Below are 12,893 nucleotides of genomic sequence, written 5' to 3' on the forward strand. Positions count from 1 at the left end.
AAATGAAGGCTATTATTTCATACGAAACACCTCTAGAACAAGCACATTTCACTGCAAAAAATGATGAAAAAAATATGTTTTATAAAGAAAATACAGAAGAATCTGTAGAAGGTTCACTTCAATATGATGTACTAGATGCTGTCGGTGAATTTAAAGGACAACCTGGCTATATCGTTTGTAACAACATTTCTGTCACAGACGAAGGTCGCCCAGTATTCGAAAACCGCTTTAAAAACCGCGCAGGCCTTATTGAAAACGAACCAGGATTCCAAGCGATCCGTGTTCTACGCCCATTAAGTAACGATACATACGTCATCTTAACGATGTGGGAAACAGAGCAAAACTTTAAAGACTGGACAGAATCACGTTCATTCGAAAACGCTCATAAAAAACGTCCCACGCAAGCAGAAGGACAAGCTCCAGCGCATCCACATGCGGAACAGCAAAAGAGTATTTTCTCTCGTCCATCTTTTGTGACTACTTTTGATGTGTTAGTTTAATTAAAACATAATACAACACTAACAGTACGTGAAATTATATTAACGATTTTCCGAATATATCTATCATATCTTGAAATATATCAACGATTTTCCGAATATATCTATCACATCTTGAAATATATCAACGATTTTCCGAATATATCTATCATATCTTGAAATATATCAACGATTTTCCGAATATATCTATCATATCTTGAAATATATCAACGATTCGACTAAAGATATCAATTTAATGACAAAAAGGAAACACCATTACACACCGGTGTTTCCTTTTTCTTTGTACCAATTATATATACGAAGTGAATCTTTTTTTCTCATATGCTTTACTTCATAACCCCGCCCAGCTACCGCTACAAGAGTTGTACATAATTCATCTTTTCTTTGAAAATACGATTGATTATAACCTACTGCTTGAACATGTCTTCTTCGCATTATTCCTGTATATTTCGAAAAATTACGATATACAACCGTTAGTTGATTTTCTCTTAATTCATAACCGCCACTTTTATATCTAGCATACGCAAATAACGAAAACACGATAAATAACGGTAAAATAACAAACAACGCAATATATTGTTTAAAATATATACTCACGCTGGCAATTAGAACTGTGAGTATGATACTTATTAACCAGCCCATAATGAAATAACGACGCAACGCTGTTTTTGGTAAGTGAACGATCTCCGCTTCGATTTCATATGGTAACTCTAAATATGTGATCAGGTGCTGTACATCTTTTTTCTTCATAAATGGATGCAACATTACTTCGTTACTTGCTGCTCCAATACTTTGAATTGCTTCCACTTCAACAGCACAATAGCCAAACGGCTGGCGAAGCATACCTTCTTTTACAGTAATCGCTTGAATGCGGTGCAATTTTAAGACAAACTCTTTCTTTTCAAATAATCCTTGAACGATACGAATCTCTTCCCCTTTTCGCTCAATTTTAAAGTTTGCATATTTCAACACATATCCAGCCGTGGAAATAATCCACGAAATTCCCATTAAAATTAATGCAATTACAATTAGTTTATAAACACCGTTTCCCATCACATACGCTTCTACTTTACTTGTGAATCCTTCAGGAAGAACAAAATCAAACTTTGTGTAAAGAAGTACTAGTCCAGAGAACACTAGTCCGAACCGACCAGATGTAATCGCTGCGGCTAAAACCTCTTTCGCTGTTAACTGATAAACCGTCTTGCTTTCTTCCTCTTCTATTTCTTCTTTTACAGTAGTTTCTTTCTTATGTAATAAAGAAATTAAATGTTTTGCCTCGTCTTCTTTAATACCAGCCAACATCACTTCTGGTTCATTACCACCACCGGCTACTTCTATATTTAACTTCATAAGTCCGAGCATTTGATAAATGATGTTAGAAGACGTACTAATATTTTGTACACGCTCTTTATTTAAATAGCTTTCCTTCTTTACAAAAACACCGTGCTTTATATGTAAAATATTATTCTCAATCCAGTACACTTTAAAATACCATTTAATTGCTGAAAAAATAGCCATGATGAATAAAACAACCAGAAGAAAAAGATAAAATAAATACCAAGGTTCCACTTGTTCATCAGGTTTAAATAAAACAAGAATAATAAGTGGCAACAAACTCGCAATCCTAATACCTAACAATATCGTAATCGGATGTTGCCTCTTATACATCCTTATCACTCACTTTCGCAAGTTCTCCAATTTGTCTTTTCAGCTGTTCTGCTTCTTCTTTCGTTAAACCTGGAATACTATGAGAAGTTGCGGCTGTTGAAATATGTAATTCTGCTAAATTATACTTTCTCATGATCGGCCCTTGCTCAATCGTTACGTGCTGCACACGGATCATCGGAATAAGTACGCGTTTTACAACGAACATTCCCTTTTGAATCTCAATCTCTTCTTCATTTAATCTGTAACTATAATAGCGCTGACGTAAATTTGGAAACACAAAATAATCAAGTGGAATAAATGTAATAGCTCCTGTTACTAATAGTCCAAACAACCAGCCCCACCAGTTAAAGTTAATCATAAAAAAGAAATACGCAATTACGACTGTTAGTATAACTGCCGTCCCAATTAAAGCGTGAATTCGCCACACTTTCAGCATATTAGAATGAATCTCCCTTTCTAACGGCTGCATCTCATCACTCCAATTCTATGAATTTATTACTTATATATTATCAAAAAATAAGATTTCATATACATTTTTGTAAATTTATAGTCAAATAAAAATAGTTGAATCAAAAGCATATTAAAGAAACACACACCTCAGTTTTGAAAATTATGTATTATAAATATGAATTATATTGAACTAAAATAAACCTTACATGATTCATGTAAGGTTTATCGTTTTATACACAATATATTTCATTATTGTTGAGATATACTAGCATCGCTTTCAATTCGCTTTTCTTTTTGGCTCAGTTTTTTATCTTTAGATTTTTTTAATGTTAAAGTCATGCCAATAAAAATAAAAAGAATTCCTGTTATTTGCATTAAAGTTGGACGGAATCCAGTAAGTACAGTATCTAATAATATTGCCACTGCCGGATCTAAAAAAACTAATATTGAGATTGTTTTTGTAGATAAATAGCGTAAACTATCAAAAAACAGATAATATACTATCCCTGTGTGAATAAAACCAGTAGCTATAATATATGTCCAATTACTTTGAGTGAGGCCACTAAAAGCATCTAAATCTATAAATGGTATTAAAAGAAATATCCCCAAGAATGTTTGTAAAAATGTCATTGCATACGCACTCATTTTGTTAATCCCTTTACCAAATAAAGTTGTAAATGCATAAAAGAGAGCTGCAAGAAATCCCCATATCATACCTGAAGACATTAATGAACCGAAAGAGAAGCTTCCATCGATACCAGCAATTAACAAAGCTCCTGCAAAACACACAATTATTGAAATGATAGATATGAATGTTAATTTTTCTTTAAAGACGATACTTCCAATTAACAGTACAATTACTGGTGCAAGATGATAAACTGAGATAGCAATTGTAACTGACATATTTTCAAAGGCTTTAAATAAGAAAACCCAATTAAATACTAAGAAAAAGCCACATATTAAAACTTGAATAACTTCTTTTCGTTCCCATTTATCTTGTTTATATTGCCCTGTAAGCAACCAGCATACACTTAAAAATATTGTCGCAAAAATACACCTTACAAACACTAATTCAAACGAAGGTAAGTTTGTTTGAACCGAAAAAAAGCCAACTGATCCAAAGATAACCATTGATGCTATCATCTTTAAGGCCGGTACCGTTTTCTCTTGCTTAAAACTCTTTTGAAGCAAATTAATCCCCCTCCAATAAAAACTCGGTTTATAGTGAGAAAAACACCAGCCTAAAAAAAGGACAGGTGCTTTTCCTCAAAAACACTCAATTATAAATTTTTCCCAGCAGTCCAACCACCATCAATTACAAAATTAGAACCAGTAATAAAGCGGGCCTGATCAGAAATCAAGTACTCAATACATGAAACAATATCCTGCGGCAACCCCCAAGTATCTAAAGATTGATTACTTTTTATCATAGACATCAAGGCTTTATTACTAAAGTATTCTTCTGTAAGTTCAGTTCTAATAACACCGGGAGAAATACTATTTACCCTTATATTTTGCTTACCAAATTCCATAGCCATCTGTTTAGTCAATCCGATTAAAGCATGCTTTGATGCAACATAAGCAGCTCGCTCTGGTTCAGCCATTAATCCAGAAACCGATGCTATATTCACAATACAACCTTTTATTTTCGATTCACACCATCGCTTAGCTACTTCCCTAGAAAGGATAAATGGGGCTACTAAATTTACATCAATTACTTTTTTAAACATATCATCGGATAAATGTAAAACAGGTGTTATCTCTCGAATACCAGCTGCATTTATTAATATATCAGGAGAAAGCTTTTCTAAATCTAATTGAGTAAAAAGATTATGAATCGCTTCGCTATTACTTAAATCAATTTGCACTACTTTCAAAGGCATATCTGTTTTCATATAATCTATTAAATTATTATTATTAATATCAAGCGCTATTACATAAAATGATTTTTCTAAAAAGTATTTTATACAAGCATGACCTATACCGCTATTGGCTCCAGAAATCATAATTATTTTATTCTCTCTCATTTTGTCTCCTTATAAGAAAATGTTACTAATAAAATATCACGAAAAGCCTCCGTACTACATTCTGTTCCAAGTGGCGTTACGGCATGGAAGACCTTTTGTCCAAATACTAAAGTTTCTAAAGGCTCCTTCAAACTTATAAACTGATTAATTTCCCGAGGAGAATTAGCTATTAAATTATCTCCACCAATAGCTGTATTACTTAAATTCATAAGGTGTAAAAATACTACTGGTTCATCATCTTTATGTAACCAAATAGGTGAACTAAAAGATGGTCTTTCTTTAGTAGCTTTATATCTTACTTGATGTAAACCTATAATTAAGTCTTTACTTGTATCTATTATATTTGTTTTAAATGCAAATTCAGTATCGAAACGCACGATATTTTGAATTAAAGGATTACATAAAAAGCTATCATTTATGCTATTGAACTGTCTAACTTTCCCGCCATCGTCATAGTTATATTCTTTAGATTGGAAGTAATCATTACTATTATCTAAAATATAATCTGGTGAATCAACATACTTTATATACCTTGAATAAGATCTAGCACGGCATTCACCGTACGCATCATCTTCCAAATTATAATAATCTAACTGTGCTTGTGTTAATAAACGATGATTCTCTTCCTCTTGTAAAAAGATTTCATTTGAGATTTCAAGGAATCCTTTAGATTCAAATTCATGTACCTTTTCTTCTATGCTAAACCCATTCATTTTACTAAGAACAAACGTCATTATAAAAACCTCCACACTATTGTATTTTTCTATCTCACCCTATGTTAGAAATGCAATAAGTAACCGAGATTCTTGCTTAATAAAATTTTAAATTATGATATTCAATTAATACACCAAATGAAATATATGTAATTCATTAAAATTATTTATTAAGCAATATTATATATCCTTTTGGTTATTTTTTCTAATTATCTGAAGATTTATCAACATTAGTCTTAATATTCGAAATTAAAGAAATGGATTTTTCAGAAAGATAAAACTGCGCGTATTGCAATTATTTATGTATATAACTTTTTTAAAAATTATATTTTAAAAATTATATTTTAAATATAGCTAGTTTTTTATAATTTTTTTGATATAATTACATACGGGAAAAGGGAAGAATTTTGTCTTCCCTTGTGTTTTTATTTGCATCTAGTACTTTTGCTAGATGCTTTTTTTTATGCTAAAAAAAGTATCCTCAAATACTTTGAGGATACCTTTTCACCTTTATTATCTCTGCTGTTTTCTACCTAATACGAGTAACCCAAAACTCATCATTACAAGAAGTGCTCCCATATATGGTTCCACAGGCATTTTCTGCCCTGTCTTCGGTAATTCTTTTTCAGGTTTCTCTGGATTCGGTGTTCCAGGTTTTTCTGGATCTGGTGTTCCAGGCTTCTCCGGATCCGGTGTTCCAGGTTTTTCTGGATCTGGTGTTCCAGGCTTCTCCGGATCCGGTGTTCCAGGTTTTTCTGGATCTGGTGTTCCAGGCTTCTCCGGATCCGGTGTTCCAGGTTTTTCTGGATCTGGTGTTCCAGGCTTTTCTGGATTCGGTGTTCCAGGTTTCTCCGGATCTGGTGTTCCAGGCTTTTCTGGATCTGGTGTTTCTGGACCTGGTGGTGCTAAATGATTCAATTTGTTTAATACTTCTAATTGAACTGCATTTATCATTCCATTTGTAATTTCAAATGGAATTGGATTAGTTAATTTTTCATATCCCTTTGGTGCTTCTACTTCTACTAGTGTGTAGTTACCTACAGATAGATCTGTGATTTTTGCCTTTCCATCTTTATCTGTTGTTACTTTCACTACTACTTTTCCCTTTTCATCATGAACTTCAAACACAGCTCCTGATAAGACTTCCTTGCTTTCAGCGGCCATTTTTGTAATCTCCACTGCACCTTTGTCTAACTGTTCGTTCTCTACTTTCAATGATAAGACTTTTGTCATACCTTTTGTAATTTCGAATGATACTGGTTCCGTTAACTTTTTGTAACCTGGTAAGCTCTTCGTCTCTACTAATTTGTATTTTCCTACTGATAGATCTGAAACGTTTGCTTTTCCTTCTTTATCCGTCGTTACTTTCGCAACTACTTTGCCTTTTGAATCACGTACTTCAAATACAACATTTTCTAATGGTGCTTTACTGTCTTTATCTATTTTTGTGATTTCTACATTCCCCGTATCTACCATTTCATTTTCTACAGTGAACGCTAAAGATTTTGTCATACCTTTTGTAATTTCAAATGGTACAGGCTTTTCTAATTTTTTGTAGCCTGGTAAACTCTCTACTTCTACTAGCTTGTACTTTCCTACTGATAAATCTGAAACTGTTGCTTTTCCAGCTTTATCTGTCGTTACTTTCGTTACTACCTTGCCTTTGTCGTCTTGTACTTCAAAGACTACACCTGCTAACGGTGCCTTATTATCTTTATCTATTTTTGTAATTTCTACATTTCCCGTATCTACCATTTCATTTTCTATTTTTAATGATAGAACTTCTGTCATACCTTTTGTAATTTCAAACGATACTGGTTCTGTTAATTGTTTGTAACCTGGTAAACTTTCTTTCTCTACTAATTTGTACTTTCCTACTGATAGATCTGAGATTTTTGCTTTACCATTTTTATCTGTTTTTACTTCTGTTACTACTTTGCCTTTGTCGTCTTGTACTTCGAAGACTACGCCTTCTAATACTTTTTGACTATCTTTATCTACTTTTGTGATTTCTACTGAACCTTTGTCTAACTGTTCATTCTCTACTTTTAATGATAAGACTTCTGTCATACCCTTTTTAATTTCGAATGATACTGGCTCTGCTAGCTTTTTGTAGCCTGGTAAGCTTTCTACTTCTACTAGTTTGTAATTTCCTACAGATAGATCTGAAATTTTCGCTTTTCCTTCTTTATCTGTTGTTACTTTTGTTACTACTTTGCCTTGCTCATCTTGCACTTCGAATGTTACGCCTTTTAATAACGCGCCACTTTCTTTGTCCACTTTTGTAATTTCTACTGAGCCTTTATCTACTAATTCGTTCTCTACTTTTAGTGATAAAACTTCTGTCATACCTTTTTTGATTTCGAATGATACTGGTTTCGCTAGTTTTTTATATCCTGGTAAGCTTTCTACCTCTACTAGCTTATATTTTCCTACTGGTAAATCTGAAATTGTTGCTTTTCCTTCTTTATCTGTCGTTACTTTTGCAACTACTTTGCCTTTTTCATCTTGCACTTCGAATGTTACGCCCGCTAATACTGCGCCACTTTCTTTGTCTACTTTTGTAATTTCTACTGAACCTTTATCTAACAGTTCGTTCTCTACTTTCAATGATAAAACTTTCGTCATACCTTTTTTGATTTCGAATGATACTGGTTCCGTTAATTTTTTGTAACCTGGTAAACTCTTCGTCTCTACTAATTTGTATTTTCCTACTGATAGATCTGAAACGTTTGCTTTTCCATCTTTATCTGTCGTTACTTCTGCTACTACTTTGCCTTTGTCGTCTTGTACTTCGAAGACTACGCCTTCTAATACTTTTTGACTATCTTTATCTACTTTTGTAATTTCTACTGAACCTTTATCTACTAGTTCATTCTCTACTTTTAATGATAAGACTTCTGTCATACCTTTTTTGATTTCGAATGATACTGGTTCTGTTAATTGTTTGTAGCCTGGTAAGCTTTCTTTCTCTACTAATTTGTACTTTCCTACAGATAAGTCTGAGATTTTTGCTTTACCATTTTTATCTGTTTTTACTTCTGTTACTACTTTTCCCGCTTCATCTTGGATTTCAAAGACTACGCCTTCTAATGCTTTTTGACCATCTTTATCTACTTTTGTAATTTCTACTGAACCTTTATCTACTAGCTCATTCTCTACTTTTAGTGATAAAACTTCTGTCATACCTTTTTTGATTTCGAATGATACTGGTTTCGCTAGTTTTTTATATCCTGGTAAGCTTTCTACCTCTACTAGCTTATATTTTCCTACTGGTAAATCTGAAATTGTTGCTTTTCCTTCTTTATCTGTCGTTACTTTTGTTACTACTTTGCCTTTTTCATCTTGCACTTCGAATGTTACGCCCGCTAATACTGCGCCACTTTCTTTGTCTACTTTTGTAATTTCTACTGAACCTTTATCTAACAGTTCGTTCTCTACTTTCAATGATAAAACTTTCGTCATACCTTTTTTGATTTCGAATGATACTGGTTCCGTTAATTTTTTGTAACCTGGTAAACTCTTCGTCTCTACTAATTTGTATTTTCCTACTGATAGATCTGAAACGTTTGCTTTTCCATCTTTATCTGTCGTTACTTCTGTTACTACTTTGCCTTGCTCATCTTGAACTTCGAAGACTACGCCTTCTAATACTTTTTGACTATCTTTATCTACTTTTGTTACTTCCACATTTCCCTTGTCTAACATTTCGTTTTCTACTGTTAAAGCAAGAGATTTTGTCATACCTTTTTCAATTTGGAAAGTAATCGGATCTACTAATTGTTTATATCCTTTTGGTGCTTTTACTTCTACTACCTTGTATGTGCCGACTGATAAATTAGTAACTTGTGCTTGTCCTTTTTTATCTGTCGTTATTTTAGCGACTACTTGTCCTGCTTCATCTTGAATTTCAAAGACTGCATCAGCTAAAGCATCTTTATTTTCTTTATCTACTTTTGTAATTTCTACATTTCCTGTATCCACTAATTCATTTTCTACAGTCAATTGTAATGCTGTTACTCTACCCTTTTCAATTTCGAATGAAATTGGCTTTTCTAGTGGTTTGTATCCTGCCGGTGTTTCTACTTCTACCAACTCATACTTTCCAATAGATAAATCTGAAACGTTTGCTTTTCCTTCTTTATCCGTTTTTACTTTCGCAACTACTTTTCCTTTTGAATCACGTACTTCAAATACAACATTTTCTAATGGAGCTTTACTATCTTTATCTATTTTTGTTATCTCTATATTCCCTGTATCCACCATTTCATTTTCTACTTTCAATGATAGGACCTCGGTCATGCCTTTTTTAATTTCAAATGATACTGGTTTTTCTAACTTTTTATAACCAGGTAAACTTTCTACCTCTACTAATTCATACTTTCCTACAGGTAAATCTGAAACATTTGCTTTTCCTTCTTTATCTGTCGTTACTTTCGTAACTTCCTTACCCTTTTCATCTTGTACGATGAATGTTACTCCCGCTAACGGTGCTTTATTATCTTTATCTATCTTTGTTATCTCTATATTTCCCGTATCTACCATTTCATTTTCTATTTTTAATGATAAGATCTCGGTCATACCTTTTGTAATTTCAAACGATACTGGCTCTGTTAATTTCTTATAGCCTGGTAAACTTTCTTTCTCTACTAATTTGTACTTTCCTACTGATAGATCTGAGATTTTTGCTTTACCATCTTTATCTGTTTTTACTTCCTTTACTACTGTTCCAGCTTCATCTTGCACTTCAAAGACTACGCCTTTTAATGCTTTTTTGCTGTCTTTATCTATTTTTGTAATTTCTACTGAACCTTTATCTAACTGTTCATTTTCTACTTTCAACGATAGGACTGTTGTCATACCTTTTGTAATTTCGAATGATACTGAATCTGTTGGCTTTTTGTAGCCTGGTAAACTTTTCGTCTCTACTAATTTGTACTTCCCTACTGATAAATCAGAGATTTTTGCTTTACCATCTTTATCTGTTTTTACTTCTGTTACTACTTTGCCTTGCTCATCTTGCACTTCGAAGACTACGCCTTCTAGTACTTTTTGGCTATCTTTATCTATTTTTATAATTTCTACTGAGCCTTTGTCTAACTGCTCATTTTCTACTTTTATTGCTAAAGATTTTGTCATACCTTTTTTTATTTCAAATGGTACTGGTTCTGTTAGCTTTTTATAACCTGGTAAGCTTTTCGTCTCTACTAATTTGTACTTTCCTACTGATAGATCTGAAACGTTTGCTTTTCCATCTTTATCTGTTACTACTTTTCTTACTACTCCATCTTTCTCATCTTGGACTTCAAATTCGACACCCGCTAATACTGCCCCGTTCTCTTTGTCCACTTTTGTGATTTCTATATTACCTTTGTCAACCATTGCATTTTCCACTTGTATTGGGAATATGCCGTCCCCTGTTACATTTACTTCGAACTCTGCTTCTTTTAATTGGTAGCCTTCAGGCGCTTTCGTTTCTTTTAAAATATATTTCCCTGGTGCTAACGGTTTAGAGATTGCCTTACCATCTTTATCTGTAATAATATGTTCGACTACTACACCGTCTTTTACTATATCAAACTCTGCATTTGCTAATGGTTTTTCACCATTTTCCGAATCAATTTTCTTTACTTCAATTTGACCCTTTTGCATAGTATTTTTAATTTCAATTGTTTTTGTTTCTCCAGCTTGAAGTGTAACCTCTACTGGTTCTTTTAATTTTTGATATCCTTCTGGTGCTACTGTTTCATATACTTTATACGTCCCAGGAGCTAAAGGTTGAGGTACTGAAAAACCTTTTTCGTCCGTTTTCAGTTTTGCAACAACTTCATTTGCACTATTTCGGACTTCAAATTCGGCACCTTTTAACCCTTTGTTCGGATTCTCAGAATCTATTTTATGAAGCGATACTGTACCATCTTTTGGAGCTTCAGGCGGCGTAATAGTTACTTCTTTTGATGTTAATGTTTTATCATCAAAATGTAATTCCGCTTTATTAGGAATCTTCTTATCTACGTAAGAAGATAAGTCTGCATCATTTTTAATTTTCGCCTTAATACTAAGATTAATTATCTGGTCTTCATATGACTTATAGTCAAAATTCTCACCAAACGTAAATGTTACTTCACTTCTTTGCTTATCTATCTTTAACGTCCCTTTAGAAGTAATATCTTGGCCATTTTGATCATACACTTTTGCCTCTAATACTTCTAAAACATCTTCTAAATCATCACGAATTACCATTGATGTGTATTTAGGAGGATCGTTTGGTATATGTGTACCAACTTGGTATTGAATCACTTGATCCATTTGTGTTAGCTGCTCATTCTCTACAAGCTTGCCATTCTCATCAACTATATTTTTTTCAATACTAGGTGGATTATCGTCACCTGAACCGGTTCCCCCTCCACCACTTACGAATACTTGTCCTACTTTTTCTTCAGTTTTAATATTTTTACCTTCTAATTTCACAGTATTTTTATGAGGCTTTGCAGAAGGATTAGTAATCTTTGTTTTATATCTTAAAATATAACCTTTTGAACTGTCTGGAAACTCAATTGTAAATCCAGCCTTTGTTGCATTAATTTTAATGTTAGATAAATCTGCTGGCTTAATATTTGTTGGTGCATAACCATCTTCAAATACAGCCTCTTCTAATACTACGCTGTCTGTAATTAACTCATGCCCAGGTCCTAATGTATCTGTTAATTTAAGATCTTGCATTTCTGTTCCAGTTGCATTTACATATACAAGCCAATCAGCAATCGAAGGATCTTCTTGATTATAAGAACCCCATTTCAATAGATTATCTGTATTGGGCTGTGGCTTCGGTCTCTCTGTCGTATTACTTACATTTACTTCTTTATTGACGATTTGACCATCAACGTTAAATTCTAATGGAATTTCTTTAACACCATCATATGCTTCTAGACCAAAGTAGAATTCTACGAATAAAGAACCTTTAATGTTATTCTTTCCTTCTACGTAATCCCCCATAGTACACATTAATAGACCCTTTTTCATCTCACATGTACCAACTATTTTTCCTTCAGCATCTTTTAAAGGAAAACTCATATTCATAAGGTCTTTTCGAAACTCTTTTGGCATATCAATTGTGAATTGATCTCCACTTTTTATTTTTTCTTTAGCTGACCACTTCACTTCTACTTTCATACCATCTGAGGCTTGATACGGTTCAGATGTCGTGCCATCAGTACGGGAAATATTAATTTCGTCCACTGGACTTTTCATCACAGCAGCTTGAATAACTGGAGCCCACACATTCAGCACTGAAAATAATACTAGAAAAACTAATGAAACCATTGAAATATGTCTTTTAGTACTTTTCATTTGCATAGTTCCCTCCTATTTTTTATATTTATATAACAAAAAAAGACCGTCCGGTTGCATCAAAAATGTGCAACCAGACGATCTTAGTAACCAATATGTATTACCGTAGACTCTAAGCTTTGCGGCCTATCCTTTCGAATAGTGTGCTAAAAATATCTTTTATTCTTTTTTTGTTTCATTTTCCT

7 protein-coding genes and 1 riboswitch are annotated in these 12,893 nt (G+C 33.2%); of the genes, 1 reads left to right on the forward strand and 6 read right to left on the reverse strand.

What is annotated here, in order from left to right; all coding sequences use genetic code 11:
• Positions 1-2 precede the first annotated feature (2 nt).
• Positions 3-500 (forward strand): heme-degrading monooxygenase HmoB, encoded by a 498-nt coding sequence (gene hmoB, locus HMAS_RS18760; RefSeq protein ID WP_000644062.1) that lies wholly within the window; start codon positions 3-5, stop codon positions 498-500.
• A 252-nt stretch (positions 501-752) separates the two neighbouring features.
• Here the strand turns inward: hmoB and HMAS_RS18765 are convergent, their stop codons facing one another.
• The 6 genes from HMAS_RS18765 to HMAS_RS18790 all read right to left on the reverse strand — a co-directional run bounded on the left by HMAS_RS18765 (position 753) and on the right by HMAS_RS18790 (position 12,714).
• Positions 753-2,168 carry a PH domain-containing protein gene (locus HMAS_RS18765; RefSeq protein WP_000278132.1) on the reverse strand — a complete coding sequence of 472 codons (1,416 nt, stop codon included), beginning with the start codon at positions 2,166-2,168 and terminating at the stop codon, positions 753-755.
• Positions 2,161-2,637, reverse strand: coding sequence for a PH domain-containing protein (locus HMAS_RS18770; protein WP_001182725.1), 477 nt, complete (start codon positions 2,635-2,637; stop codon positions 2,161-2,163). Before HMAS_RS18770 ends, HMAS_RS18765 begins: the two co-directional genes overlap by 8 nt.
• Before the next feature lie 230 nt (positions 2,638-2,867).
• Complete coding sequence (locus HMAS_RS18775; protein WP_000939621.1) at positions 2,868-3,809, reverse strand: DMT family transporter; 942 nt, start codon at positions 3,807-3,809, stop codon at positions 2,868-2,870.
• 89 nt (positions 3,810-3,898) lie between these two features.
• The gene (locus HMAS_RS18780; RefSeq protein WP_001208949.1) at positions 3,899-4,645 is read right to left on the reverse strand and encodes an SDR family NAD(P)-dependent oxidoreductase; all 747 of its coding nucleotides are present in this window, start codon (positions 4,643-4,645) and stop codon (positions 3,899-3,901) included.
• Positions 4,642-5,379 carry a 2OG-Fe dioxygenase family protein gene (locus tag HMAS_RS18785; RefSeq protein ID WP_000144813.1) on the reverse strand — a complete coding sequence of 246 codons (738 nt, stop codon included), beginning with the start codon at positions 5,377-5,379 and terminating at the stop codon, positions 4,642-4,644. The genes HMAS_RS18780 and HMAS_RS18785 overlap by 4 nt, the downstream gene beginning before the upstream one ends.
• Positions 5,380-5,871: 492 nt before the next feature.
• On the reverse strand, positions 5,872-12,714 hold the full coding sequence (locus HMAS_RS18790; protein WP_116344954.1) for a SpaA isopeptide-forming pilin-related protein: 6,843 nt from the start codon (positions 12,712-12,714) through the stop codon (positions 5,872-5,874).
• A 59-nt stretch (positions 12,715-12,773) separates the two neighbouring features.
• A riboswitch (cyclic di-GMP riboswitch) is annotated at positions 12,774-12,866 on the reverse strand.
• Positions 12,867-12,893: the final 27 nt, after the last annotated feature.

Origin of the sequence: Bacillus sp. HMA207 (assembly GCF_003402455.1) — a bacterium.
In the GTDB taxonomy this organism is placed as follows: domain Bacteria; phylum Bacillota; class Bacilli; order Bacillales; family Bacillaceae_G; genus Bacillus_A; species Bacillus_A cereus.

Coding starts and splice junctions, on each gene's coding strand:
- HMAS_RS18790 (WP_116344954.1), bottom strand. CDS start 12,714: ATGCAAATGAAAAGTACTAAAAGACATATTTCAATGGTTTCATTAGTT.
- HMAS_RS18765 (WP_000278132.1), bottom strand. CDS start 2,168: ATGTATAAGAGGCAACATCCGATTACGATATTGTTAGGTATTAGGATT.
- hmoB (WP_000644062.1), top strand. CDS start 3: ATGAAGGCTATTATTTCATACGAAACACCTCTAGAACAAGCACATTTC.
- HMAS_RS18780 (WP_001208949.1), bottom strand. CDS start 4,645: ATGAGAGAGAATAAAATAATTATGATTTCTGGAGCCAATAGCGGTATA.
- HMAS_RS18785 (WP_000144813.1), bottom strand. CDS start 5,379: ATGACGTTTGTTCTTAGTAAAATGAATGGGTTTAGCATAGAAGAAAAG.
- HMAS_RS18770 (WP_001182725.1), bottom strand. CDS start 2,637: ATGCAGCCGTTAGAAAGGGAGATTCATTCTAATATGCTGAAAGTGTGG.